We start from the raw sequence: 26,260 nt of genomic DNA on the forward strand, positions 1-26,260 counted from the left end.
GACAGGTCTGTATCATCGCCGGGCGATCCGGACCTGACCACCACAATGAACGGAGTTCCGGGGGATGCGCTATTTCGAGGATGTCACGGTGGGCGACCGCTTCACCGGCGGGCCGCTGACGGTCGAGGCGGCGGAGATCGTCGCCTATGCCGAGAAGTTCGACCCGCAGCCCTTCCATCTGGACCCCGACGCGGCGAAGGACACGCTGTTCCGCGGGCTGGCGGCCAGTGGCTGGCACACCGCCGGATTGACCATGCGGATGATCGTCGGCAGCGACGCCGAACTGGCGGGCGGCTATATCGGCATGGGTGTCGATTCCATCGGCTGGCCCCGCCCGACCCGGCCCGGCGACGTGCTGCGCATCGAGATGGAGGTGATGGAGGCCCGCCGTTCCGCCAAGCGTCCCGACCAGGGCGTGCTGCGGGTGAAGACCACCACCTTCAACCAGAATGACGAGGTGGTGCAGACCATGATCGCCAACCTGCTGGCACCCGGCCGCCCCACCTGAAAAAGAAAGCCCCCGCATCCGGGAGTGGATGCGGGGGCGGCAGTTTTTGCTCTCTCAGTTGCGGGCTTCTGCCGTCAGCGCTTCAGGCCGGCGGTGAAGGCGAAGTTGTCGAAGGAGTTCTCGGCCACCCGGAACCACAGATACTCGTCGTCGCGGAACTTCTTCCAAGGCTCGTAGATCTTGGCGAACTTCGGGTTGGTCTTGGCCGTTTCGTCATACAGCTCGGTGGCGGCCTTGTAGCAGGCTTCCATCACGTCGCGCGGGAAGGGACGCAGCTGGGCGCCGCCACCGACCAGACGCTTCAGCGCCGCCGGGTTTTCGGCGTCGTACTTGGCGGCCATGGTCACGTTGGCCTCGAAGCAGGCGGCCTCCAGGACGGCCTTGTACTGCTTGGGCAGCTGTTCCCACTGCTGCTTGTTGACCAGCAGCGAGACGGTCAGACCGCCTTCCCACCAGCCCGGATAGTAGTAGTACTTGGCGACCTTGTTGAAGCCGAGCTTCTCGTCGTCGTACGGGCCGATCCACTCGGCGGCGTCGATGGTGCCCTTTTCCAGCGACGGATAGATGTCGCCGCCGGCGATCTGCTGCGGCACGACGCCCAGCTTGGCCAGGACCTGGCCCGCGAAGCCGCCGATGCGGAACTTCAGGCCCTTGAGATCCTCGACGGTCTTGATCTCCTTGCGGAACCAGCCGCCCATCTGCACGCCGGTGTTGCCGGCCGGGAAGTTCACGACGCCGTAGCCGTCGAAGAACTCGCGCAGCAGCGGCATGCCGCCGCCATTGTAGATCCACGCGTTTTGCTGGCGGGCGTTCAGGCCGAAGGGCACCGTCGCGTCGAAGGTGAAGGTCGGGTCCTTGCCGACATAGTAATAGCTGGCGGTGTGGCCGCATTCGACCGTGCCGTTCTGCACCGCGTCCAGCACCTGCAGGCCGGGGACGATCTCGCCGGCGGCGAAGGGACGGATCTGGAACTTGCCGTCGGTGGCCGCGGCGACGCGGGCGGCGATGGTGTCGGCGGCGCCGTAGATGGTGTCCAGGCTCTTGGGGAAGCTGGACGCCAGACGCCAATGGATTTCCGGCTGAGTCTGCGCGATGGCGGGGGCCGCGAGGGTGCTGGCGGCGACGCCGACACCGGCGGAGGTCAGGAAGGAGCGACGCTTCATGAACGTTTCCTCATCGTTATGGCCATGGCTTCGGTTGAATGATGACGCCATTTGCCGAACAGAAGACACTATGGTGCCTGAACAATCTTAGAAATCGCAAAGGCTGTTGGACAATTCGTCAAAACGCATGGCTTCCATTCCCGCCCTATTCCATTGCATGGAAAATACAGCGCGCAGGCGCGACTGAAAAAGCGACGAACGCTCGTCGCTTTCTGGGGGATTTTCAAAGCAATGCATCGCGGGCAGAAACGATGACTGGCGTCCGCTCGGAGGAGCATCCATCAGCCTCATCGATCAACCGCGGAACCGTCTTGCCATCGCCTGAATGGTTACATGTACCGATGATATATGCGACGCGCGGAATGGTACCCACCCCTACTTTCGTTCATCCGCGGCGCCCCCGGAGACACGCCGCCGGCCGCGCCACCTGCAAACGTTTCGTATGCACATAAAGGCGAACACATGCCATCGCATGCAACTTGCGACTTCCAACGGGATGGGATGATTGGCATGTTTGCCGCGCGGTCGGGGCGGTGGAACGGCCACCGCCCGCGCCGCACCAACGGAGGGCAAGAGGATGGACAAAATCCTCACTCTCCTGATCCTGCTGTTGCAGGTGGTCAAGCTGGTGCTTGAGTACCTGAACCGCTGATCGGGTCGGCGCGCCGGGGGTGATAGCCCCGGTGCGCCTTCCCCGAAAATAGTGCTTTTTCACGCCGACGGCAACGCCTCACCCAAGCATCGGCACAGGTTCAATTCGGCGGCGGGGGAGAATCGCGACCGCTCAAGGAACGCCAACCGGCCGGCTGTGCTTGGGGCGCAGGCACAGCAGCACGCCGCCCAACAGCAACCCGGCCGCCAGCCCGCCCGCATGCGCCGCCCAGCCGACCTCGGCAAGTGGGGAGCCGGCATCCAGCGGCACCAGCGTCATCGCCGCGTTCAACAGCGCGAAAACCAGGATCGCCCCCTGCACCAGCCGCCGGGGCAAGCGTCGCGACAGCAGCCCGGAGCGCGGCCGCATCCACAGGAAGGCGCCCATCAGCGCGCAGATCGCCCCGCTCGCCCCGATCAGCGGCGCCATCCGGTCGACGGCGAGCAGCCCCTCCGTCAGCGCCGCCGTCACCGTGCCGGTGAGGAACAGCGACAGATAGCGGAGATGCCCGGCCTCCCGCTCCACCACGTCGCCCAACAGCCACAGCACGGCCATGTTGGAGACCAGATGCGTCAGGTCGCCATGGATCAGCACATGCCCGAACAGCCCGCGCCACAGCGCACCGGTGGGCAGCGGCCCGGCCAGTTCGACCGTCCCAAAGAAATAGGCGGGAACGAAGGCGAAGGATTCCGGCGGCAGCCGCAGGACGAAGGCCAGCACGCAGACAAGGATGACGGTGCGGTTCGCATAGGGCGGGATGGGTACGACGGCGACTGGCCCGGTTCCTCCGCTCCGGCCACGCCGGTCAAGCGCCAGCGCCATCCCCTGCCCCCGCTGTTCGGTGCCGCCGCTTCGCGCGGCGATAAGTCTCACCCCAATGTAAGAAGGGGTATTGGCGAAAAACAGCCGTTTTCTACGCTGCTCAGGGTCCTCCTATACCGGTCGGACGGATTGGAGCGCCGGCCACCGGCTGGCACAGTGGCTCTACCACCCGGCGAGAGTCCCTTCGCCGGGCAAAGACAACCGGGGAAGAAACGACCATGAACGAACGTCAGGATACCGGCAGCATGACGGTGGACCGCCAGGGGCGCGTCATGGTGCTGACCATGAGCGACGCCGGCACCCGCAACGCGCTGGGCTTGAAGATGATGGCTGCCGGTCGCGACGCGCTGGACGAGGCGACGCACGACCCCGAAATCGGCGCCATCGTGCTGACCGGCGCAGACGGCGCCTTCAGCAGCGGCGGGCACCTGAACAACCTCTATCACCACGGCAGCCGCTCGCGGTCGGAGAATCGGGACGGGATCGAACGTTTCCACGGCTGGGTCCGGGCGATGCGCGAATGCCCCAAGCCGATCATCGCCGCGGTGGAGGGGCCGGCCGCTGGCGCCGGCTTCTCGCTGGCGCTGGCCTGCGACCTGATCGTCGCGGCGGAGGATGCGCAGTTCCTGACCGCCTACATCAAGGTCGGGCTGACCGCCGACGGCGGTGCCTCCGCCTCGCTCGCCCGCGCGCTGCCGCCGCAGCTTTATGCCGAACTGATGCTGACCGGTGGCCCGGTCGATGCGGCGCGCCTGCATGCCGCCGGCGTCGTCAACCGCGTCACCGCGCCGGGCCGGGCGCTGGACGAGGCGACCGCCTGGGCGCAGACCATCGCCGAAGGGCCGGCCGGCGCCATGGGCCGGGCGAAGAAGTTGATGGAGCTGGCTTATGGCAGCTTCGCCACCCAGCTCGCCCGCGAAAGCGACCTGTTCGTCGAGGCCTTGCACCATGGCGAGGCGAAGGAGGGCATCACCGCCTTCTTCGAGAAACGCCGGCCGGTTTTCCACAAGCGCTGAGGGATGTGAAGGGCCGGGCGGCATGCTTCCGAACGGCGTCCGAAAGGAGGTGACGCGAGCGAAGAAGTTCTTGAGGTGGCTCGACCGCTTCTGGTTCAAGTTGAAGATCGAGTTCCAAGCCAGATTCAACAAGGATCAGGGCAGGTAAGGGCCAAGGGGCAGGGCCGGGAAACCGGCTCCGCCTTCAGGACGAGGACTCGCGTCACCTCCTGACCGCTGAGGGTACCATCGCCGCCGAGGAGTTCAAGGCGGCGAGCTGCCCGCCGCCCGGCGATCAAACGTCGGGAAAGTTGCATTTCGGCAAGGAGACTTCAGCCGCGAGGCTGCCCGGCGCGACAAATTTTCCCGATGTCGATCGTCATTCCAGTTCCACACGATTGCATGTTGAACGCGGCGGCGAACCGGTTGTAGAAACTATCCGCATGACACAACTGCGCCGCCCCTTGACCGACGCCGAACGGCTCGATTGGATCCGCCTCATTCGCACCGAGAATGTGGGTCCGATCACCTTTCACCGCCTGATGGAACAGTATGGCAGCGCCGCCAAGGCACTCGAAATGCTGCCGGAACTGGCACGGCGCGGCGGGCGGCCGAAGCCGCTGCGCATCACCTCCAAGGCCGAGGCGGAGCGGGAGATGCAGGCGAACCGGCGTTTCGGCGCTCAACTGCTCTGCGCCTGCGAACCCGATTATCCGGAGCCGCTGGCCGCGGTGGATGATGCGCCGCCGGTGATTTCGGTCGCCGGACACGCCCATCTGCTGCGGCGGCGCGCGGTGGCCATTGTCGGGGCGCGCAACGCCTCGCTGAACGGCAAGAAGTTCGCCGAATCGCTGGCGCGCGAACTCGGGACGGCCGGGCTGCTGGTCGTGTCCGGCCTGGCCCGCGGCATCGACACCGCCGCCCATGCCGGCTCTCTCGCCAGCGGCACCGCCGCCGTTCTGGCCGGCGGCATCGACGTGGTCTATCCGCCGGAGAATGAGGACCTCTACCGCGACATCGTGGCGCAGGGCGTGGTGGTGGCGGAAAGCGCCATCGGCACCCAACCGCAGGCCCGCCATTTTCCCCGCCGCAACCGCCTGATCTCCGGCCTGTCGCTGGGCGTGCTGGTGGTGGAGGCGGCGTTGCGCTCCGGCTCCCTCATCACGGCGCGGATGGCCCTGGAACAGGGGCGGGAGGTGATGGCGGTGCCGGGTTCCCCGCTCGACCCCCGCTGCCATGGCACCAACAATCTGCTGCGCCAAGGCGCCACGCTGGTGGAACGGGCCGACGACGTGCTGCGCGCCATCGAAAACCTGCGGCCTCCGATGCTGGCGGAACGGCAGCGCGACCTGTTCAGCGCCCCCCTCCATACCCCCGCCCCTGCGGCGGAACCGGACGAATCCGACCTCGCCAAGGCACGCGCCCTGGTGCTGGAAAACCTGGGCCACTCGCCCGTCACCATTGACGAACTCGTTCGCGGGTGCCAATTGTCCGCTCCGGTGGTGCTGACCGTGGTTCTGGAACTTGAGCTTGCCGGCCGAGTCCAGCGTCTTCCCGGTCATCAGGTCTCTCTCGCCTGATCGGCATCGCCGTGGTTTGGGTGGGCATACGCGAAGGGCTGGTTTCTTGCCGGGCAGCAACGTCGTCATCGTCGAATCGCCGGCCAAGGCGAAGACCATCAACAAGTATCTGGGCGACGACTATACCGTCATCGCCAGCTTCGGCCATGTCCGCGACCTTCCGGCGCGGGACGGTTCGGTGCGCCCGGATGAAGACTTCGCGATGGAATGGGAGCTGGGCGACCGCTCCAAACGCCACATCGACGAGATCGCCAAGGCGGTGAAGTCGGCCAACCGCGTCTATCTCGCAACCGACCCGGATCGCGAGGGAGAGGCCATCGCCTGGCACCTGTCGGAGCTGCTGCGCGAAAAGCACCTGACCGACAATCGCGACGTCCAGCGCATCACCTTCAACGAGATCACCAAGAGCGCGGTGCAGGCCGCCATCGCCAACCCGCGCGACGTGTCGCGTGAACTGGTCGACGCCTATCTGGCGCGCCGGGCGCTGGACTATCTGGTCGGCTTCACCCTGTCGCCGGTGCTGTGGCGCAAGCTGCCCGGCTCCAAGTCGGCCGGCCGCGTGCAGTCGGTGGCGCTGCGCCTGATCTGTGAGCGCGAGTCGGAGATCGAGGTCTTCAAGCCGCAGGAATACTGGTCGATTGCGGTGGGCTTCACCACGCCGGCGGGGTCCTCCTTCACCGCGTCGCTGACCCAGCTGGACGGCAAGAAGCTCGACAAGTTCGGCCTGCCCAACCGCGAGGCGGCAGAGGCCGCGGTGGCGAAGATCCGCCCGCAGACCTTCGCCGTGTCGCAGGTTGAGCGCAAGCAGAGCCGCCGCAACCCGTCGCCGCCCTTCACCACCTCCACCCTGCAGCAGGAGGCCTCGCGCAAGCTGGGCTTCGGCGCCACCCGCACCATGCGCACGGCGCAGAAGCTGTATGAGGGCGTCGACATCGGCGGCGAGACGGTCGGCCTCATCACCTATATGCGAACCGACGGCGTCAGCCTGTCGCAGGAGGCCATCGACGGTGCCCGCAGCCTGATCGGCTCGCATTATGGCGAGCGTTACGTCCCGGCCCAGCCGCGTGTCTACAAGACCGCCGCCAAGAACGCCCAGGAAGCCCACGAGGCCATCCGCCCCACCGACCTGCACCGCCGCCCCGAATCGGTGTCCGGCTATCTGGAAAGCGACGAGCTGCGGCTCTATGAACTGATCTGGAAGCGCACGCTCGCCAGCCAGATGGAAAGCGCCGTGCTGGATCAGGTGGCGGTGGACATCGCCAGCCCGTCGAAGGACGTGGTGCTGCGCGCCACCGGCTCCATCGTCGTGTTCGATGGCTTCCTGAAGGTCTATCAGGAGGACCGCGACGACGCGGCCGAGGACGACCAGCAGGAACGCCGCTTGCCGGCCATGGACCAGGGCGACGCTCTGGACCGCGGCGACATCGTCCCGGACCAGCATTTCACCCAGCCGCCGCCGCGCTATTCCGAAGCCAGCCTCGTCAAGAAGCTGGAGGAGTTGGGGATCGGCCGCCCGTCCACCTATGCCTCGATCTTGCAGGTTCTGCAGGACCGCAATTATGTCCGGCTGGACAAGCGGCGCTTCATCCCGGAAGACCGTGGCCGGCTGGTGACCGCCTTCCTGGAGAACTTCTTCCACCGCTACGTGGAGTACAACTTCACGGCGGAGCTGGAGAACCAGCTGGACGAGATCTCCGACGGCAAGATCGATTGGAAGACCGTCCTGCGCGACTTCTGGACCGCCTTCGATGTGGCGGTGAACGGCACCAAGGATCTGACGATCACCCAGGTGCTGACCACGCTCGACAATGAACTCGGCGCCCATTTCTTCCCCGCCGCCACCGAGGACGGCCACGACCCACGCGTCTGCCCGGTCTGCCGCGAGGGGCGGCTCGGACTGAAGCTTGGCAAGATGGGCGCCTTCATCGGCTGCTCGCGTTATCCGGAGTGCCGCTACACCCGGCCGCTGGCCGTCGCCAACGACGAGAACGGCGAGGCGCAGGAAGGTCCGCGCGAGCTGGGCAACGATCCGGAGACCGGTCTGCCGGTGACGGTGCGCCGCGGCCCCTACGGCGCCTACATCCAACTCGGCCCGGCGCCCACCGCGGCGGTCGCGCCGCCGGAGGAGCCTGCGGCGGAAGAGCCTGCCGCCGACGGCAAGAAGCCGAAGGCGAAGAAAAAGAAGAAGGACGACACGCCCAAGCCCAAGCGGGTGTCGCTGCCCAAGGGCATGGCCGCGGCGGACGTCGATCTCGACACCGCGCTGAAGCTGCTGGCCCTGCCCCGCGTCATCGGCAACCACCCGGAAACCGGCGAGGAAATCAGCGCCGGCATCGGCCGCTTCGGCCCCTATCTGAAGCATGGCAGCGTCTACAAGTCGCTGACGCCCGATGACGACGTGCTGACCATCGGCATCAACCGCGCCGTCGACCTGCTGGCCGGTGCCGCCAAGAAGGCGTCGGCCCCGGCCAAGACGCTGGGCGATCACCCGAAGACCGGCAAGCCGATCACCATGGGCTCCGGCCGCTTCGGTCCCTATGTGAAGCACGCCAGCGTCTATGCCTCGATCCCGAAGGGGACCGAGCCGGACAGCGTCACGCTGGAACAGGCGCTGGAGCTGATCGACGCCAAGGTCGCCAAGGACGCCGCCAAGAAGGGCAAGGCCCCGAAGGAGGCCGAACCGGCCAAGGCCGAGGGCGCGGAGGCTGAGAAGCCCGCCAAGGCGAAAGCCGCGGCGAAGAAGCCCGCCGCCAAGAAGGCGACCAAGGCCAAGACCGCCAAGGACGCTCCGGCGGAAGCCGCCGCGCCGAAGAAGAAGACCGCCAAGGCATCGTAACCGAAGTTCCCCCTCCCACCCCGGGAGAGGGATTTTCGCAGGTGATTTTCCTACTAAAATAAAAGACATTAAAGCAGTTCAGACAAAATTCTCTGTTGAAATCCCCGTCAGCCTGTCGTCTCATTGTCCCTGCCCTGCAGGTTCCCCGTGTCACCCGCAGGCCCGGCGCGTTAAGCTGCCGGCGGTGCGCAACCAAAGGAATACGGGAGGACAACGACCATGAGCGCCGCGGTTTCAACACAGGATTCCCATCCCCCGCAGGATACCCCGCTGGTCCTGCGCGAGGATCGCGATGGGGTCGCCGCGCTGACACTGAACCGGCCGAAGGCGCGCAATGCCCTGTCGGTGGGGCTGATGGCGGCGTTGCAGGACGCGCTGGACGCCATTGACGAGGATCGTTCCGTGCGCGCCGTGGTGCTGGCCGGGGCCGGCGGCGCCTTCTGCGCCGGGCATGACCTCAAGGAAATGCGCGCCGCCCCGTCGCGCGAGCTGTACGAGGCACTGTTCACCCAGTGCTCCCGCCTGATGCTGACGATCAACCGCGTCCGCCAGCCGGTGATCGCCAAGGTGCGCGGCGTGGCGACCGCCGCCGGCTGTCAGTTGGTGGCGACCTGCGACCTTGCCTATTGCGAGGAGGACGCGCGCTTCGCGACGCCGGGGGTAAACATCGGGCTGTTCTGCTCGACGCCCATGGTGGCGCTGACCCGCGCGGTCGGGCGCAAGGCGGCAATGGAAATGCTGCTGCTGGGCGACCTGATCGACGCGGAAGAGGCGGAGCGCATCGGCCTCATCAACCGCGCGGTGCCGGCCGACCAGCTGGACGAGGTGGTGGACAGCGTCGCCGCCAAGATCGCGTCCAAGTCGCCGCTGACGCTCGCCACCGGCAAGGAGGCGTTCTATCGCCAGATCGACCTGGACGTGGAAGGCGCCTATGCCTACGCCGCCAAGGTGATGACCGAGAACATGATGGCGCAGGATGCCGCCGAGGGAATCGACGCCTTCCTGGGCAAGCGCACGCCGGTCTGGTGCGGCCGATGACCGACCTGAAAATCACCGAGCCGGCCGACTACACCGACGCCTTCCTGCGCGGTGTGCTGGACAGCGTGAAGAGCGTCGCCGTGGTGGGGGCCAGCGCCGACCCGGTGAAGGCCAGCTTCTTCGTGATGAAGTACCTGCGCGACAAGGGATATCAGGTCATCCCGGTCAACCCGAAGATGGCGGGCCAGACCATTCTCGGCCTGCCGGTCTACGCCAGCCTCAAGGACCTTCCGGAGCCGCCGGACATGGTCGACATCTTCCGCAACTCCACCGCCGCCGGCGGGGTGACGGACGAGGCGATCGCCGCCGGGGCCAAGGTGGTGTGGATGCAGTTGGGCGTCCGCAACGACGAGGCGGCGGCACGGGCCCAGGCGGCCGGCCTGACCGTGGTGATGGACCGCTGCCCGAAGATGGAAATCCAACGGCTCTATGGCGAGATCGGCCGGATCGGGGTCAATTCCAACGTACTGGTGACGCGCCGCATGGCGCCGACGAAATCGTTCAAAAAGCTGATCTGAAAAATTGGGGGAATCACGCAGATGACTGAGCAGAAGAGCTTCGGCTTCGAGACCCGCGCCATCCATGCCGGTGCCGCACCCGACCCGGCGACGGGCGCGCGGCAGACGCCGATCTACCAGACCACCAGCTTCGTCTTCGACGATGTCGACGACGCCGCCTCTCTGTTCAACCTGCAGAAGGTCGGCTTCATCTACTCCCGCCTGACCAACCCGACGGTGGCGGTGCTGGAGGAGCGTCTGGCCAATCTGGAAGGCGGCGCCGGCGCCACCGCGACCTCGTCCGGCCATGCCGCGCAGCTGCTGGCACTGTTCCCGCTGATGGCGCCGGGGGACCACATCGTCGCGTCGAAGAAGCTCTATGGCGGCTCGCTGAACCAGCTCGGCATCAGCTTCCCGCGCGCCTTCGGCTGGCAGCCGAGCTTCGTCGACACCGACACCGTAGACAACGTCAAGGCGGCGCTGACCGAGAAGACCAAGGCCATCTTCGTGGAAAGCCTCGCTAACCCCGGCGGCGTGGTGACCGACATCGAGGCCATCGCCAAGATCGCCGACGAGGCCGGCATCCCGCTGATCGTCGACAACACGCTGGCCACCCCCTACCTGATCAACCCGATCCAGTGGGGCGCCACGCTGGTGGTGCATTCCACCACCAAGTTCCTGTCCGGCAACGGCACCTCGGTCGGCGGCGTGGTGATCGACAGCGGCAAGTTCGACTGGAGCAAGTCCGGCAAGTTCCCGGCGCTGAGCGAGCCGGATCCCGGCTATCACGGCCTGCGCTTCCACGAGACCTTCGGCCATCTCGCCTTCACCATCCACGGCCATGCCGTGGGCCTGCGCGACCTGGGACCGAGCCAGGCGCCGATGAACGCCTTCCTGACGCTGAACGGCATCGAAACACTGCCGCTGCGCATGCAGCGCCACGCCGACAGCGCGCTGAAGGTGGCGCAGTTCCTGGAAAGCCATCCGGCGGTCGGCTGGGTCAGCTATGCCGGGCTGGAATCGTCCAAGTACCGTGATCTCGCGAAGAAGTACCTGCCGCGCGGTGCCGGTGCGGTTCTGACCTTCGGCGTCAAGGGCGGCTTCGAGGCCGGCGTGAAGGTGGTGGAGAGCGTGGAGCTGTTCAGCCACCTCGCCAACATCGGTGACGCCCGGTCGCTGATCATCCACCCGTCCTCGACCACCCACCGCCAGCTGTCGGCGGAAGCCCAGGCCTCGGCCGGCGCCGGTCCCGACGTGATCCGCCTGTCGATCGGGCTGGAAACGCCGGAGGACATCATCGCCGACCTGGATCAGGCGCTGAACAAGACATTGGCGTAAGAGGAACCACCGGTGCACGGAGCAGGCAGCAGGATCGCGCTTGCCCCCGTGCACCGGCACCGGACCGGTCAGACCGCCGGCTTGTAAGCGATCGCATTGATGCTGAAACGCATTCCGTCGATGGTCCGGCAGATGGAACCGTCCTGGCGGCGTGGATCGACCTTCCCCATGCTTGCGTCGGTAAACAGATTGAAGTGATCGACGCGGGAAATGTTGCAGAAACCGACTTCCTGCAGGAAAAGTTGCAGAATATCGTAGCTGAATCCGATCTTGTGCAGATCGTATTCGTTGCGCTGGCCGCCAAATGCGAGCCTCGACAGCTTGAACCGGTCGCCGGTCGTCAGATCATCGGCACAAAATGCGCGGGCGATTTCATAAAAATCGGGAACGGATATGCGGATCCGACCACCGGGCTTCAGCACCCGCAGGAATTCCCGCAGAGCACATTCCAGTTCCCCATTATGGCTCAGGTGTTCGAGGACGTGGCTGGCATAGATTTCCTCGACCGATCCGGCAGGAAACTGGCTCATGTCCGTGCAGGTTCCAACGAAGTCGGTAATATCGCTGGGCGCAATATCGAAGATCTTCCAATCCGGGTGTTTCTGATGCCCGCCGACGTGCAACTTCATACTTAGCCTCATCATCCCGGAAAATTATCATCCGGAGTTCGATAAACGAAAAACCAGTCCGCTGCCATAATCGGCAAGAGCGATCCTGTATAATGGGACGTACCGGCCAATGGTATAGGGTTTAAAATCGGAGCCTGCCGAACCCGATGCTCCGACCCGCCATGCCCTGCCGTCACTCTGCCGCCGGCAGGGGTTCCGCCACCGGTTCGGCCTTGCGGCGGTCGTCGGGCAGCAGCAGGGCGGCGGCGAAGGCCAAGGCGGCCAGCGCCGACAGCGTCAGGTAGAGCATGGTGAACTCTCCCGTGCGCTCATAGACCCAGGCGACCAGCTGCACCGCCAGCGGGCCGGCGCCGAAGGACAGGATGTATTTGGCGCCGAAGGCCAGCCCGCGGTGCTTGTCCGGAGTATAGCGGGCCAGCAGCATGTTCTCCGCCGGGATCTGCGTCTGCGAGGCGATGACCACGAAGGCGGCGGCGGCCACCAGCGGCACGTCGGCCAGGACGGCGACCGCCGCCATCAGCGGGATCTGGGCCAGCAGGCAGAGCATATAGACCCGCTTCAGCGAATGGCGGTCGGCCAGCACGCCGCCGACCATCTGCGGCAGTGCGGAAATCAGATAGACCGCCGTCACCAGCCCGCCGACCCCCAGCGTGCCGGTGCCGAGCCAGCCCCCCAGCCGCGCCTCGAACAGCTTGGGCAGCACCACCTGCATGGCGTTGAAGATCAGACCGGCGCAGACCATGGTCAGCGACAGCACGAAGAAGGCGCGCACCACGTCGCCGCGCGACGGCTTGGGCTGCGGCTTCACGTCGGCATGGCGGTCCTGAACGACGCCGGTCATCATCAGCATGGCCAGAACGACGCCCAGCACAATGCAGAGCGCACCCGGGATGATGAAGGCCATGCGCCAGTTCAGCCATTGCGTCAGGCTGCCGGCGACCACCGCGGCGGTGGCGACGCCGAAGGTACCGAACAGGCCGAGCCAGCCCATTGCCTTGCCGCGATTCTCGGCGTTCGCCATCATCCAGGCCATGCCGACGGGGTGGTAGATCGACGCCCCCAGCCCCAGCAGGGCCAGCGACCACATCAGCATCTCCGGCCCGTCCGACAGTCCGGCCAGAACCGCGCCGCCACCGGTCAACAGATAGAAGACGGCGATCATGCCGGCCGAACTCCAGCGGTCGCCCAGCCAGCCGGCCAACGGCGCCCCCAGCCCGATCATGAAGGCGCCCAGCGTCCACAGCCGGATCAGCTCGTCATAGGAGAGCTTCCATTCCGTTTCCAGCGCCAGCACGATGGTGAGGAACAGCGCCGACACGATGTGCATCAGCGAGTGCCCGACCCAGGCGAACCCGACGGACAGCCGCGCCGAGGTCGGCGACGGCAGGGCGGCGGAAGGGTGGCTCATGGACCGTCTCCGACCCCGGACCTGTCCGGACCGGGGAATGTTTCACAGGCAAGCGAAACGCAAGGCTGGCACGGGTCGGTTGAACCGTCCAATGCGCCTGCCTCATGGCGGGCATGCCGGAGAGGACTCGGAGTCAGTCGTGAACGCTCCCGCGCATCTTCTTCACCTCCGACCGCTTGGCCTTGCCCTCCAGTCGCCGTTCCTTGGATCCCTTCGTCGGCTTGGTCGGGCGGCGGGGCGGCGGCGGCGGGGCGGCGGCTTCGCGGATCAGGTCGATCAGGCGCTCGCGGGCGTCTTCGCGGTTGCGAATCTGCGAGCGGTAGCGGTCGGCCACCAGGATCAGCACGCCATCCTGGGTCAGGCGGGACCCGGCCAGCCGCTCCAGCCGGTAGCGCACCGGGTCGGGCAGGTTCGGCGAACGCCGCACGTCGAAGCGCAATTGGACCGCGGTCTCCGTCTTGTTGACGTGCTGGCCGCCGGGGCCGGAGGCGCGGATGAACTCCTCCTGCAACTCGCTCTCGTCCAGGCTGATGCGGGGATTGACCCGGATCATGTCGACTCCCCCGTTGGCGGCTCCAACGGATGGCGGGCGCGGAAGGCGCGGGCCAGGGCGGCGAAGCCGGCGACGTCGACCTCCTCGGCGCGGGCGGTCGGGGCGATGCCGGTTTCCTCCAGCAGGGCCTCGGCATTGCCCAGCGACTTCAGGCTCTGGCGCAGCATTTTGCGGCGCTGGCCGAAGGCGGCGGCGGTGACCTGTTCCAGCGCGCGCCAATCCGCCGGTTCGGGGTTCACCCGCGGGGTCAGGTGGACGACCGTCGATTCGACCTTCGGCGGCGGGGTGAAGGCGCGCGGCGGCAGGTTGAACAGCACGCGGGCGTCGGAGCGCCACTGGGTGATGACAGACAGCCGGCCATAGGCCTTGCTGCCCGGTTTCGCCACCAGCCGGTCGGCGACCTCCTTCTGGAACATCAGGGTCAGACTGACATAGGCCTCGATCCGCGCCAGCCAGCCGAGCAGAAGCGGGGTCGCGATATTGTAGGGCAGGTTCGCGACGATGGCGCGCGGCGCGGGGGCGAGGTCTTCCGGGTCCACCGTCAGGGCGTCGGCCTCGACGATGCTCAGGCGGCCCTGCGATGCCTCGATCACGTCCTGCAGCGCTTCGATGAAGCGGCGGTCGCGTTCGATGGCGATGACCTTTACCGCATTGGTCGCCAGCAGCGCGCGGGTCAGGCCGCCGGGACCGGGACCGACCTCGATGGCGGTGGTGCCGGCCGGCAGGTTGGCCGAGCGCGCGATCCGCCCCGTCAGGTTCAGGTCGAGCAGAAAGTTCTGCCCCAGCGACTTGCGCGCCTCCAACCCGAAACGCGCGATCACGTCGCGCAGCGGCGGCAGGGCGTGCGGGTCGAAAGCAGCCGGGTTGGATGCGGGCGCGGACGGGGCGGAGATCGGATCGGTCATTCCCGACTTATAGGCATCCCCCGCCCGCTTCACCAGACGGCAGTTTGCAACAATGATTACAGCAGGCGGCGCAGCATCACGACGGCGACCACGCCGGCCATCACGGCGACCACCATCGGCACGCGCCGGGCGATCAGGCAGACGAAGGCGGCGGCCAACGCGTCGGACGGACGCGACAGGGCGGCAGGCGCGACCAGAGCGACCAAGACGGCGCCCGGCGTGGCTTCCAGCGCGGCACTCGCCGCCCGGCCGGGCCGGATCCGCGCGATCAGCCACGGCCCACCGATCCGCGTCATCCAGGTAACCAGCGCCCCGCCCAGCACGATGGCGAAGACGCTCCAGTCCAGGTGCAGCGACTCAAGCATCTTGCGCCCTCCCCTGCCCCTGTCCCGGCCCCTTCGCTTGCATTGCGGCGACCGCTCCGCCGGCCAGCGCGCCGGCCAGGATGTGCCACGTCCCTCCGGAGGACAGCGCATGCACGACCAGCGCGGCGGCGGCACTCGCCAGCCAGGGCGGCAGCGAACCGACTCCGCGCCAGAACCCGGCCAGCAGGCACAGGAAGACGGCGATGAAGGTGAAATCCAGCCCCCAGGCGGCCGGGTCGGCGATCAGCGTCCCGGCCAGCGTTCCGGCCACCGTGCTGGTCAGCCAAGCCAGATACAGCGTCGCCGCCACCCCGTACCAATAGGCCAGCGTCAGCTCCGGCCCACGGCGCAAAGCCAACGCCCATTGCTCGTCGGTCATGAAGAACAGCGCCAGCCCGGCCCGTGCGCGCGGAACGCCGCGAAAGCGCGGCTCCAGCGTCGCGCCCATCAGCAGGTGACGCAGGTTCACCAGCAGGATGGCGCCGACGACGGCCAACCCTGCACTGCCCTTGTCCAGCAGTTCGACCGCAACGAACTGGGAACTGCCGGCGAAGACCAGTGCGCTCATCAACCCCATGTCCAGCGCCGACAGCCCGGCCTTGGCGGCGAGACTGCCCAGCAGGAAGCCGAAGGGAACCGCACCGGCCACGATGGGCAGGCAATGGACGACGCCCGCCGCGAACTCCTGCCGCGGGGATGCCGGTAAGGTGTAGCTACCCATGCTCATGTGCTTGCTCATGGCTGCGAAACTAGGCGGCCGCGGCGGGTGCGTCTTGGACGGGATTGCTGCCGCGCCGGTATTGGCCGGGGGAGACGCCAACCCGCCCCTTGAACACCCGGTTGAAATGCGCCTGATCGCAGAAGCCGCAGGTCAGCGCCACGTCGGCAAGCGGCAACGGACCGGCGAGCAGCCGCTTGGCCTGGGCGACGCGGCGGTCGGTCAAATAGCCGTGCGGTGTGGTGCCCACCGCCGCGCGGAAGACGCGCAGCAGATGGAAGCGGCTGAGCCCCGCCGCCTCGGCCAGATCGGCCAGTTCCACCGGGCTGTCGAGATGGGCGTCCAGATACTCCCGCGCGCGGCGGACCGCCGCCGGCTCCTGCCCCGCATCTTGCGGGCGGGCGGTCAGGTCGCCATGGCGCAGGGCCAGCGCAGTGAAGGCACGCAGCGCGTCGGTGTCGGTGCGCAGCGGCTCGCGGTACGGCCCCTCCAGCCCATGGTGCAGGCCGCGCAGGGCCTGAAACAACTCCGGGTCGTCCAGTTCGGTGGCGGCGAAATGCGGGGTGACGGGCCGGCCCAGCGCATCGGCCATCGCCTGTTCGAACAGCGCCACCGACGGATAGAACATGCGGTAGGCATAGCCGTCCTCGGCTGGGCGGCCGTCATGCAGAACCTCCGGATCCAGAACCACGACCTGTCCGGCCCGCGCCACCCGCTCGGTGCCGCGGCAGCGGTACAGCTCGGTCCCGGCGGTGATGACGCCGACCACATAGGTCTCGTGCGTGTGCGGGGCATAGCTGTGGCGCTGGAATCGGGCGTTCAGGCATTCCATGCCATCGAAGCGCGCCTCCCGCCACAAACGGGCGAAATCGCCGCCGCCGGCCGGAGTCTGGCTTAGTGCTGATTGCTGGTCCATGCCGCAGTCTAACAGGAGGGCGTGACGGTCGTCTTGGACAGGATTGCGGGCGGAGCGGCCGATAGCACGCCGGCCGGCGCGTTACACACTGTTACACAGCCGCACCCCGCCGGATATTGTCCAGTTACAGTCGCGCGCGATCATGGCCGCCAACAAGAAATGACACCGGATCAAGGGCGACTGCCATGACCATCTCCAAGACCATGACCCGCGACGTGGTCACCCCCGTCACCATCGTCACCTTCGTCGTGTCCACGGTGACCGGCGTGATGCTGCTCCTGCACTGGAATACCGGGCTGGTGCGCTTTTCCCACGAATGGCTGAGCATGGCGTTCTCCGCCATCGCGCTCTGGCATCTGGTGAAGAACTGGCGGGCTTTCCTGGGCTATCTGAAGCGGTACGCCGCGAAGGCCGCCTTCGTCGCCACCATCGTCGTATCGGTGGTCTTCACCGGCATGACCGGCACCACCGGCGGCGGCAGCGTCAATCCGGGTGCGGTGTTCGGCGCGCTGTCGGGGGCTACGCTCGAAGCCGCCGCCCCGGCGCTGGGCCTCACGCCCGACAAGGCGGTGGAGGTGCTGAAGACCGCGAACATCGACGCCACGCCGGGCGAGACCCTGACCGCCATCGGCGAGCGCGCCGGCAAGAATGGCGCGGCGGTCGCCAGCCTGCTGGCGGCGAAGCGGGCGCACTGAGGCCAGAGCGCCTACTCCTCCCCGTCTTCCTCGCCGTCACCGAGGAGATAGTCGATGTCACCGCCGTCGAGAGCACTGACCAGCCCCTTGCCCTCGATGGTGGCGGCGGACAGGCTGCCCTTGCGGCGCTGGAGGTCGAGAATGCGTTCCTCCACCGTGTTGGCGGCGATCAGCTTGTAGACGAAGACCGGCTTGTCCTGGCCGATGCGATAGGCCCGGTCGGTCGCCTGATCCTCAGCGGCCGGATTCCACCAGGGATCGTAATGGATCACCGTGTCGGCGGCGGTCAGGTTCAGGCCGCGCCCGCCGGCCTTCAGGCTGATGAGGAAGACCGGAACCTCGCGGTTCTGGAAGCGGTTCACCGGCTCGGCGCGGTCCAGCGTGCGGCCGGTCAGCTCGACATAGGGGATGTGCGCCTTCTCCAACTCCAGCTTGATGAGGTCGAGCATGGTGGTGAACTGCGAGAAGATCAGGATGCGCCGGCCTTCCGGCACCATCTCCTTCACCATTTCGGTCAGGGCGTGCAGCTTGGCGCTCGGCCGTGCCTTGCCGCCCAGCGCGGCGATGGATTTCAGCAGGCGCGGATCGCAGCAGACCTGCCGCAGCTTCAACAGCGCGTCGATCACCGCGATGGCGTTCTGGCCCAGCCCCTTGCCGCTGGCGGCCAGCGCCGCGCGCACCGTCTCGTTCACCGACAGGCGGATGGTCTCGTAGAGGTCGCGCTGGTCGCGTTCCAGGTCGATGCGCACCACCACCTCGGTCTTCGGCGGCAGTTCCTTCGCCACCGCCTCCTTGGTGCGGCGGAGCAGGAAGGGGCGGATGCGGCGCATCAGCAGGTTGGCGCGGGTGTTGTCGCCGCGCTTCTCGATGGGAACGCGGTAACGCTTGCCGAAATCCTTGCGGTCGCCCAGCAGGCCCGGCATCAGGAAGGCGAACTGGCTCCACAGCTCGCCCAGATTGTTCTCCACCGGCGTGCCGGACAGGCAGAGCCGATGCCGCGCCGGAAGCGCCGCCACCGCGCGGGTCGCCTTGCCGTCGGGGTTCTTGATCGCCTGCGCCTCGTCCAGCACGATCATGTGCCAGGTCAGGCGCTTCAGCAGATCGACGTCGCGCGCCACCACGCCATAGGTGGTGACGACGATGTGGGCGCGGTCGATCTCCGACAGCTTGCCGTGGCGGTCGACTCCATGCAGCACAACGACGCGCAGATGCGGGGTGAAGCGCTCCGACTCCGCGACCCAGTTGGGCACGAGGCTGGTCGGGACGACCACAAGGCAGGGCTCGGTCAACCGGCCCTCATGCTCCTCCATGGCGATGTGGGCCAGCGTCTGGGCGGTCTTACCCAGACCCATGTCGTCGGCCAGGATGCCGGCGACGTTGTTGGCGCGCAGGCTCTGCATCCAGGCCAGACCGCCGCGTTGGTAATCGCGCAGTTCGCCCTTGAAACCCGGCGGCGGGGTCATGTCGCCCGGCATCTCGTCGGCGCGCAGGCGCTGGAGATAGCCGTCGATCTGTGCCGTCTCGTCGCCGCGCCGGGCGATCAAATCATCGATGTCCAGCAGCGAGTCGGCCTCGGCCAGCGGCACCTTCAGCCGGTCGCCGCTGCTGCGCCCGCTGTCCAGCATCGCTTCGAGAACGCTGAGCAGCCGCTCGATCCGCTCGGCCGGCAGGGCCAGAACATTGCCGTCGTCCAGCACGATGTGGGCGCGGCCGTCGATGACACGGGTGGTCGACAGGCCGCCCTTTTCCACCAACCGGGCGAGGATCGGCAGAAGCGGCTGGCGCTCGCCATCGATCTCCACGCCGACATCCAGATCGAACCAGCCGTCGCCGGCATCGCGGACGGCAACCTCGACCTCCGCACCCGGTTCGATGACCTTGGTGCCGAAATCGGCGCCGACCTCCATGATCCAGCCGGCCTTGGTCAGGGCGGGGACCTCGTTGGTCAGGAAATGCTGCCAACGCTCCTCCACGTCCCGGCCGGTCAGCCAATGGACGCGGGAGCCGCGGGCGTTCAGCGCGCCCTTCGGCGGCTCGATCCGCGCCTGGGCGAAGCCTAGGCCGGACAGCCGATCCAGCGCCGCCTGCTCGTCGGCCTTGTCGCGGCGGACGAAGGTGACATCGCCGAAGTCGTCCTCATAGCGGGCGAACTGGCGCTGGTCGTCGGGCTCGATCTCCACCGCGCGGCCGGGCTCGCCATAGTCGAAGGAGAGGCGCAGCACGTCGACCAGCCCGTCGGCCGGCGTCACCACGCGGCCGAGGCGGGCGATGATGCGGGGGGAGCGCTCGACGATGGCCGCCGCATCGGCCGCCCCGCTGCGCACGCCGGGGATGGCGTTGTCGCGGAAGCTGGATGTCGCGATGGAGGGCGGCGGTGGGGTGATGCGCGGCATCGACGCCACACCACTGCGCGACGGACCGAACAGGCGGGACGGGGTCGATTTGGACGGGGGCGATTTGGACGGAACCGGCGGCGGTGGCGGAGCGGCCGGTACCGGCTTGGCCTTCGGCACCTCCACCACCTGGAGGTCGACCGGGAAGACGGTGCCGGAGGCACTGTCCACGCACCAATAGGACTGACCCTTCACCAGCACGCTGCGTTCGGGCAGGCCGGTCGGGCGCAGCTTGCGGGTGGCGGGGTCGCGGAAGGCGCGGACGGTGCGGCCCGGCCCCTCGGCCAGCGGGGTGCCGTCGCGCCAGCGCAGGCGGCCGGTGGACAGCAGGCGGCGCAGCAGGCGGTCCACCGCCTCTCCCCGGCTCTTGGCAACGGGGGTGCGTTCGGTCCCGCCGCCGCCGAGCAGCCGGGCGATGGCACGGTCGGCGTCCCCGTCGACAGAGCGCGGCGCCTTGGCCAGCACGTCGCGCGGAGTGGCAGGGCTGGCGTCGGCCGCCCCCTCCGCCACGAATTCCACCAGGATGTAGCAGGCGACGTCGCCCTGCCCCGGCTCCAGCGTCCAGCGCAGGCTGCGCACCGGCTCCGGCTTGGGCGCCGGAGGTGGAGGCGGCGCCACGCTGCGGATCGGCGGCGGGACCGGCGGGCGGACCAGGGTAAGCGGGGCCTTGGGAGCGGGCGGTGCCAAAGGGGCCGCTGCGGCAGGCGTGGGCGCGACGGGTACAGGCGGCGGAGGCGGAGGCGGTGCCAGCGGCGCCTTCACGTCGGCGACATCGAACAGGGAGGCGCGGCGCCATTCCGGCCGGCTTTCCAGCGCCAGCATCGCCGCCGCGGCCATATGGGCGCAGGCGTTGCGGCCACAGGAACAACTGCGGTCGAGCACGATGCTGCGCTTGCCCTGCACCGGCGTCACCGTCACCGACAGCCGCCGTCCGAGGTCGCTGACCTCCGCCTCGATCCGGTCGCCGCCGGGAGGACCCAGCGTCACCGCACCGGTCATCATCAGCGTGCGGCCCCGCTGCAGCGTCTTGGCATCGAAGACGCGCGTCAGGTCCTCCTGACCGAAGGGGACGGCGGCGCCACCCGACGAAGGGCCACGCGGCAGGGCATCGAAAAGCGACATGCGGTGCGAGGTGACCAGGCGAAAGCTGATGGAATGGGGCGGAACGGAACGGAAACGGGGCGTCGGTATAGGATCTTGCGCGGCGTGGCGCAAGCCTTAGGCGCAAGCATTGACGCGAACGGTGCCGCAACGGCGGAACCGAGTGCGGCCGTCCGTCATAGCACAGGACGACAGCGGCTTCACCCCGGTTGGTGATTTACCCGCGATTGCCGGGGAATACCCGGCTGGCCAGTTCGCACAGGCCGCCCTCGCTGTCCAACTGATGGGCGGCCCAGCGGATCGTTCCCTCGACGAAGGACGGATCGCCGGCATGGACCAGAAGGGCCAGCCCCAGCGCCATCGCCCCCGCCAGCCAGGGGGAGGGACGCAGGCGCGGGACGGCGTCCTTGCGGCTGCTCCACAGGAACAGCAGGGCAGACAGCCCGCCGATCATCAGCCCGGCCACCACCTCCGCCCCCGAATGGGCGGAGACGGCGACACGCGAGGCGCCGATGGCCAGCACCAGCGCCACCGCCGCCAGCGGCAGCGCGATGCGGAGCCAGCGCGATCGGGCACTGCGCGCCGCCAGCGCCGACACCGACCCGTAGAAGACGGCGGAGAAGGCGGCATGACCGCTGGGGCTGACGAAACGGTCGCCGGAGAACAGAGACGGGAACAGCGGGAAGTCCGGCAGACCACAGCCATGCCCCACCAGCTTCAGCACCACCATGGCGCCCAGGCACAGCGACAGGGCGAGCAGCCAGCGCAGCGCCAGCGGCGCCGAATGGTGCCGCCACAGCGCGGTCGCATAGAGGGCGGAAAGCGGTACGAGAAGGCTGCTGCTGCCCAGATGGGTGATGGCGCCGCTGGCGATGGCGAGCATCGGTCCCCCATGGATGCCGGTGATAACGAACGGCTTTGCCAGATGGTGCGGCGCAGCAGGATCGGCAAGAGGACGAGTCGAAAGCCCCGCCCCTACCCCTCCAACTGGTCGGCGCGGGCGTCGGCGATGACGCAGTTCCGGCCCGACCGCTTGGCTTCGTACAGCGCTTCGTCGGCCCGGCGGACCAGTCCTTCGGCGGTATCGCCCAGCCGTCCGCCGATCGAGATGCCGACGGACACCGTCACGTTGATCTCGCCGTGGCCGGTCGACACGGCGAAGGGCGTGTCGGCGATGCGCGAACGCAAGCGTTCGGCGACGATCAGCGCGGCTTCCCCGTCGGTGTCCGGCAGGATGACGATGAACTCCTCGCCACCCAACCGGGCGACGAGGTCGAAGGTGCGCAGGTTGCGGCTGGCGCGGGCGGATACCTCGCGCAGCACCTCGTCGCCGATGGCATGGCCGTAGGTGTCGTTGACCACCTTGAAATGGTCGATGTCGAACATCAGCACCGACACCGGCTTGTGGCTGTCGATGGCGCGTTCCAGCAGCCGCGGCAGATGGGCGTTGACGTAACGGCGGTTGAAGACGCCGGTCAGGCTGTCGGTCAGCGCCATCGACAGGCTCTGCTCGTAATTGGAGCGCAGCCGTTCCTGATAGCGCTTGCGCCGGATCTGGGTGCGGGCGCGGGCCAGCAGTTCATTCCGGTCGACCGGCTTGACGACGTAATCGTTGGCGCCGAGTTCCAGCCCCTTCGCCACCTGCCCCAGGTCGCCGTCGTCCACCATCAGCAGGATCGGCACCTGCCGCGTGCGCTCGTGCGAGCGCAACTGCGAGCAGAGGCGCAGCCCGTCCTCGTTCAGCAGGGTCAGGCTGACCACCACCAGATCGAGCGGCGTGCCCAGCGCGCGTTCCAGCGCCTTGGCGCCGGTGTCGGCGGAGAACACCATGTTGTGGTCGCGCTGAAGCGTCTCCGTCACCTTTTCCAGGTCGAGGGCGGAGTCCTCCAGCACCAGCACATTGGCGCGCTCGAAGGATTCGCTCAGCATGGTGCCGCTGCGCTCGATGACGCCGAACTGGCCGGACGTGCTTTCACGCAGGCGCCATTCGTCCATCATCATCTTCAGCCGAACCAGCGAGCGGACGCGCGCGAACAGCGCGATGTCGTTCACCGGCTTGGTCAGGAAATCGTCGGCCCCGGCCTCCAGGCCGCGGACGCGGTCGGCGATGTCCGACAGCGCCGTGACCATCACCACGGGGATGTGCATGGTGGCGGGATCGGAGCGGATCTTCTCGCACACCTCGAACCCGTCCATGCCCGGCATCATCACGTCCAGCAGGACGATGTCCGGCGATTCCTTCCGCACCATCTCAAGCGCGTCGGGTCCGTTGAAGGCCGTCAGAACATTGAAGTACTCGCGCGTCAGCTTCGCCGCGAGCAGCTTCACATTCGGCAGTACATCGTCGACGACAAGGACACGCGCGGACATCGGAAGGAAATTCCTGCAGAATTGCTACAGAGAAAACAGACTTAGCCGAGAAACTTCTTGACTGTTTCGAGGAACTTCACAACCGAAATGGGCTTTGCGACATAATCCTCGCAACCGCCCTGACGGATTTTCTCTTCGTCACCTTTCATGGCGAAGGCGGTGACGGCCACGACCGGAATGCTCCTCAGATCCGGATCGTCCTTGATCCAGCGGGTCACCTCCAGCCCGGAAACCTCCGGCAGCTGGATGTCCATCAGGATCAGGTCGGGGCGGTGCTGACGGGCCAGCCGCATCGCCTCCATGCCTTCGCGGGTCTGCAGCGTGCCATAGCCGTGCGCTTCGAGCAGGTCATGAAAGAGCTTCATGTTCAGCTCGTTGTCCTCGACGATGAGGACGGTCTTCGTCGGCCCACCACCGGTCGCCAATGGACCGCAAGGCTCCGCTGACATGCATCCTCCCTGGGTGTGACCCCCGCGTTCACGCTGTCCATTGCCGGATTGCGTACCGCAGTTGCGGGGTCGCAAGACCGGTATATCCCCTTTCTGATTAGGTCGCGACGGTTAAATAGTCGTTACCGGACCGCTGGATGACAGCCCTGATGACCGCGGACCACCCTGCATTCAAACGAAAACCGCCCGCGGCGGACGCGGACGGCGATCGGTTATCGACAACGGCAATATACCGGGATGGAGCGGGGCGACGGCTCAGGCAGCCCGCCTGGTTTTGCGCTTGGCATCGCGGCGGCGGGCCCCCTTGGCGCCGTACATCATGGCGTCGGCGCGGCGCATCACCTCGTCCTCGCTGTCGTCGGCGCCGTAGGGCTGGGTGCCGACGGAGAAACGGACCGGCAGCGACTGCCCACCCCACTCCACATGGGTGGCGTCGGCGATGGCGGCCAACTGGCGGGCGCGGGCGAGGCCGCTGGCGGTGTCGGTGTTGGTCAGCAGCACGGCGAACTCGTCGCCGCCCAGCCGGGCGACCACGTCCTCCTGCCGGACATTGCCGACGATCATCCGCGCCACCTGCCGCAGATAGGCGTCGCCGGCGATATGGCCGTGGGTGTCGTTGATGGCCTTGAAGCCGTCCAGGTCGATCATGACCAGCAGGCCGCCGGCGGACCCGTTGCGGCGGGCAGAGGCCAACTCGCGCCGGAAGTGGCTGTAGAAGCCGCGCCGGTTCAACAGGCCGGTCAGCTCGTCCGTCATCGTCAGGCTTTCCAGGTAGGCGATGCGCTCATGCAACTCGGCGATCGTCTCCTTGGCTTCGGCGAGCAGCGCGATCGTCTCGTCCAGCGTCTGGCGCTCGGTCCCCCGCAGAAGCCCGACACGCGAAGCCAAAGCGACCGGCGACCATCCGGCCGGCACGTCGAAACGGTCGGAGGTGTGGTGCTTCAGGTCCAGGGCGGCGACGATGGCGTTCATGGGGTCGGCTCCTCTGATGAAGGTCGGAACACTTCGCCTCTACCCAAGCAACCGCTGTGCCAACCCGCCGCACCCCGCAGATACCAAGCATTTTATGCATTTCCGGCGGATTGCGCCGCCGGATCATCGGCAAGGGATGGAGCCTCTTTCCTACCGGACCGGCATCTTCTGCCCACCCCAACCGTTCGGGGCAGGAAATCCCTGCCGGTAAGGGGCGGCCGAAACGCAGGCCCGGTAAAAGGCTCCACCCACCCGTCACGCCACGCGATCCGGCGCCGGCCGGCCGGCCATCACCGCATCGATGTTGTCCAGCGCCTTGAATCCCATGGCATTCCGCGTTTCCACCGTGGCGCTGCCAAGATGCGGCAGCAGGAAGGCGTTGGGCAGATCGCGGTAGCCGGGATGCAGGTTCGGCTCGTTCTCGAACACGTCGAGCCCGGCGGATGCCAACCGCCCGGTCTTCAGCGCGGCGATCACGGCCTCATCGTCCACCACGCTGCCGCGCGCCGTGTTGATGAGGATGGCCCCCGGCGGCAGCCGCCCGATCCGTTCGGCGTTCAGCCAATGTCGGGTTTCCGCCGTGGCGGGGAAGTGAAGCGACAGGACATCGCACTCCGGCAGCATCGCCTCCGGGTCGGCGTGGTAGATGGCGCCCAATTCGAGGTCCGGGGTCAGGCGCCGGCGGTTGCTGTAGTGGATGGTCATGCCGAAGGCGCGGGCGCGGGCCGCCACCGCCTGTCCGATGCGGCCCATGCCGACGATGCCCAGCCGCTTGCCGCCGACATGGGTGCCCATCAGCTGGGTCGGGGTCCAGCCGGTCCATGCGTTGGCGCGTATCATCCGCTCGCCCTCCGAGGCGCGGCGCGCGGCACCCAGCAGAAGAAGCAGCGCGATGTCGGCGGTGGCGTCGGTCAGCACGTCGGGCGTGTTGGTGACGGTCAGGCCGCGGGCGCGCGCCGCCTCCAGGTCGATGTGGTCGGTGCCGACGGAGAAGGTCGCCAGCACCCGCACCCGCTGCGGCAGGGCCGCGATGGCGGCGGAGTCCAGCCGATCACCGGCACAGCAGAGCACGGCGTCGGCCCCAACCTCCGCCGCACGGGCGGCGATCTCCGCCCCGCTGAAGGCGCGGTCTTCTGGATTGAACACGGCCCGGTAATCGCGCGAGGCCCGCGCCTCCACCGCTTCCGGAAGGCGGCGGGTCAGCAGCAGCACCGGGCGGGCAGAGGGCTGGGCATCGGGACTGTCCGACTGCGCCGCAAACGGCAACTCGGCAGGGCTTGTCATTCCGGCGGTTCCCTTCCATTGATAAGACATTCGGGTGGCGGGCCTTTCGGACCGCGGCAAAAACACCCATACT

24 protein-coding genes are annotated in these 26,260 nt (G+C 67.5%); 9 read left to right on the forward strand and 15 right to left on the reverse strand.

What is annotated here, in order from left to right; genetic code table 11:
* The first annotated feature begins 64 nt into the window (after window positions 1-64).
* A complete protein-coding gene (locus ACCD06_RS11920) occupies window positions 65-508 on the forward strand; it encodes a MaoC family dehydratase (protein WP_413340858.1) in 444 nt (147 codons plus the stop codon).
* A gap of 74 nt (window positions 509-582) precedes the next feature.
* Here the strand turns inward: ACCD06_RS11920 and ACCD06_RS11925 are convergent, their stop codons facing one another.
* Entirely contained in the window at window positions 583-1,671 is a 1,089-nt protein-coding gene (locus ACCD06_RS11925; RefSeq protein ID WP_413340860.1) for a TRAP transporter substrate-binding protein, read from the reverse strand.
* Between the two features lie 514 nt (window positions 1,672-2,185).
* Here ACCD06_RS11925 and ACCD06_RS11930 point away from each other — a divergent pair.
* Complete coding sequence (locus ACCD06_RS11930; RefSeq protein ID WP_413340862.1) at window positions 2,186-2,323, forward strand: hypothetical protein; 138 nt, start codon at window positions 2,186-2,188, stop codon at window positions 2,321-2,323.
* Window positions 2,324-2,455: 132 nt separating this feature from the next.
* Here ACCD06_RS11930 and ACCD06_RS11935 read toward each other — a convergent pair whose 3' ends face one another.
* Window positions 2,456-3,145, reverse strand: a complete 690-nt coding sequence (locus ACCD06_RS11935; protein WP_413340864.1) for a rhomboid family intramembrane serine protease — start codon at window positions 3,143-3,145, stop codon at window positions 2,456-2,458.
* Between the two features lie 218 nt (window positions 3,146-3,363).
* Here ACCD06_RS11935 and ACCD06_RS11940 point away from each other — a divergent pair, with 218 nt between their 5' ends.
* The 6 genes from ACCD06_RS11940 to ACCD06_RS11965 all read left to right on the forward strand — a co-directional run bounded on the left by ACCD06_RS11940 (window position 3,364) and on the right by ACCD06_RS11965 (window position 11,429).
* Complete coding sequence (locus ACCD06_RS11940; protein ID WP_136704230.1) at window positions 3,364-4,161, forward strand: oxepin-CoA hydrolase, alternative type; 798 nt, start codon at window positions 3,364-3,366, stop codon at window positions 4,159-4,161.
* Between the two features lie 422 nt (window positions 4,162-4,583).
* Window positions 4,584-5,720, forward strand: coding sequence for a DNA-processing protein DprA (gene dprA, locus ACCD06_RS11945; RefSeq protein ID WP_413340866.1), 1,137 nt, complete (start codon window positions 4,584-4,586; stop codon window positions 5,718-5,720).
* A gap of 46 nt (window positions 5,721-5,766) precedes the next feature.
* Complete coding sequence (gene topA / locus ACCD06_RS11950) at window positions 5,767-8,556, forward strand: type I DNA topoisomerase (protein ID WP_413340868.1); 2,790 nt, start codon at window positions 5,767-5,769, stop codon at window positions 8,554-8,556.
* A gap of 219 nt (window positions 8,557-8,775) precedes the next feature.
* Window positions 8,776-9,594, forward strand: coding sequence for an enoyl-CoA hydratase (locus ACCD06_RS11955; protein ID WP_413340870.1), 819 nt, complete (start codon window positions 8,776-8,778; stop codon window positions 9,592-9,594).
* Complete coding sequence (locus ACCD06_RS11960; protein ID WP_109074065.1) at window positions 9,591-10,112, forward strand: CoA-binding protein; 522 nt, start codon at window positions 9,591-9,593, stop codon at window positions 10,110-10,112. The genes ACCD06_RS11955 and ACCD06_RS11960 overlap by 4 nt, the downstream gene beginning before the upstream one ends.
* 21 nt (window positions 10,113-10,133) lie before the next feature.
* A complete protein-coding gene (locus tag ACCD06_RS11965; RefSeq protein WP_413340872.1) occupies window positions 10,134-11,429 on the forward strand; it encodes an O-acetylhomoserine aminocarboxypropyltransferase in 1,296 nt (431 codons plus the stop codon).
* Between the two features lie 68 nt (window positions 11,430-11,497).
* Here ACCD06_RS11965 and ACCD06_RS11970 read toward each other — a convergent pair whose 3' ends face one another.
* The 7 genes from ACCD06_RS11970 to ACCD06_RS12000 all read right to left on the reverse strand — a co-directional run bounded on the left by ACCD06_RS11970 (window position 11,498) and on the right by ACCD06_RS12000 (window position 16,923).
* On the reverse strand, window positions 11,498-12,058 hold the full coding sequence (locus tag ACCD06_RS11970) for a class I SAM-dependent methyltransferase (RefSeq protein WP_413340874.1): 561 nt from the start codon (window positions 12,056-12,058) through the stop codon (window positions 11,498-11,500).
* Window positions 12,059-12,230: 172 nt separating this feature from the next.
* The gene (locus ACCD06_RS11975) at window positions 12,231-13,466 is read right to left on the reverse strand and encodes an MFS transporter (protein ID WP_413340876.1); all 1,236 of its coding nucleotides are present in this window, start codon (window positions 13,464-13,466) and stop codon (window positions 12,231-12,233) included.
* 133 nt (window positions 13,467-13,599) lie between these two features.
* Window positions 13,600-14,019 carry an alternative ribosome rescue aminoacyl-tRNA hydrolase ArfB gene (gene arfB, locus ACCD06_RS11980; RefSeq protein ID WP_413340878.1) on the reverse strand — a complete coding sequence of 140 codons (420 nt, stop codon included), beginning with the start codon at window positions 14,017-14,019 and terminating at the stop codon, window positions 13,600-13,602.
* Window positions 14,016-14,924 carry a 16S rRNA (adenine(1518)-N(6)/adenine(1519)-N(6))-dimethyltransferase RsmA gene (rsmA, locus tag ACCD06_RS11985; RefSeq protein ID WP_413340880.1) on the reverse strand — a complete coding sequence of 303 codons (909 nt, stop codon included), beginning with the start codon at window positions 14,922-14,924 and terminating at the stop codon, window positions 14,016-14,018. Before rsmA ends, arfB begins: the two co-directional genes overlap by 4 nt.
* Window positions 14,925-14,980: 56 nt before the next feature.
* Window positions 14,981-15,289 (reverse strand): AzlD family protein, encoded by a 309-nt coding sequence (locus ACCD06_RS11990; protein ID WP_413340882.1) that lies wholly within the window; start codon window positions 15,287-15,289, stop codon window positions 14,981-14,983.
* Window positions 15,282-16,016 (reverse strand): AzlC family ABC transporter permease, encoded by a 735-nt coding sequence (locus tag ACCD06_RS11995; RefSeq protein WP_247882785.1) that lies wholly within the window; start codon window positions 16,014-16,016, stop codon window positions 15,282-15,284. The genes ACCD06_RS11990 and ACCD06_RS11995 overlap by 8 nt, the downstream gene beginning before the upstream one ends.
* A 22-nt stretch (window positions 16,017-16,038) precedes the next feature.
* Window positions 16,039-16,923, reverse strand: coding sequence for an AraC family transcriptional regulator (locus ACCD06_RS12000; protein WP_136704242.1), 885 nt, complete (start codon window positions 16,921-16,923; stop codon window positions 16,039-16,041).
* 185 nt (window positions 16,924-17,108) lie between these two features.
* Between ACCD06_RS12000 and ACCD06_RS12005 the strand changes: the two genes are divergently transcribed.
* On the forward strand, window positions 17,109-17,618 hold the full coding sequence (locus ACCD06_RS12005; RefSeq protein WP_413340885.1) for a DUF4405 domain-containing protein: 510 nt from the start codon (window positions 17,109-17,111) through the stop codon (window positions 17,616-17,618).
* A gap of 11 nt (window positions 17,619-17,629) precedes the next feature.
* Here the strand turns inward: ACCD06_RS12005 and ACCD06_RS12010 are convergent, their stop codons facing one another.
* From ACCD06_RS12010 to ACCD06_RS12035, 6 genes are all read right to left on the reverse strand, one after another.
* Window positions 17,630-21,133 carry a DEAD/DEAH box helicase gene (locus ACCD06_RS12010; protein ID WP_413340887.1) on the reverse strand — a complete coding sequence of 1,168 codons (3,504 nt, stop codon included), beginning with the start codon at window positions 21,131-21,133 and terminating at the stop codon, window positions 17,630-17,632.
* A gap of 196 nt (window positions 21,134-21,329) precedes the next feature.
* A complete protein-coding gene (locus ACCD06_RS12015; protein ID WP_136704245.1) occupies window positions 21,330-21,995 on the reverse strand; it encodes a phosphatase PAP2 family protein in 666 nt (221 codons plus the stop codon).
* A gap of 92 nt (window positions 21,996-22,087) precedes the next feature.
* Window positions 22,088-23,482: a PleD family two-component system response regulator gene (locus tag ACCD06_RS12020; RefSeq protein WP_109073815.1), complete on the reverse strand. Its 1,395-nt coding sequence runs from the start codon at window positions 23,480-23,482 to the stop codon at window positions 22,088-22,090.
* 41 nt (window positions 23,483-23,523) lie between these two features.
* Window positions 23,524-23,931, reverse strand: a complete 408-nt coding sequence (locus ACCD06_RS12025; protein ID WP_085089773.1) for a response regulator — start codon at window positions 23,929-23,931, stop codon at window positions 23,524-23,526.
* Between the two features lie 255 nt (window positions 23,932-24,186).
* Window positions 24,187-24,903 (reverse strand): GGDEF domain-containing protein, encoded by a 717-nt coding sequence (locus ACCD06_RS12030; protein WP_109149854.1) that lies wholly within the window; start codon window positions 24,901-24,903, stop codon window positions 24,187-24,189.
* 255 nt (window positions 24,904-25,158) lie between these two features.
* On the reverse strand, window positions 25,159-26,187 hold the full coding sequence (locus tag ACCD06_RS12035) for a 2-hydroxyacid dehydrogenase (protein WP_413340890.1): 1,029 nt from the start codon (window positions 26,185-26,187) through the stop codon (window positions 25,159-25,161).
* Window positions 26,188-26,260: the final 73 nt, after the last annotated feature.

It is taken from the genome of Azospirillum sp. CT11-132, from assembly GCF_047302835.1.
In the GTDB taxonomy this organism is placed as follows: Bacteria; Pseudomonadota; Alphaproteobacteria; order Azospirillales; family Azospirillaceae; genus Azospirillum.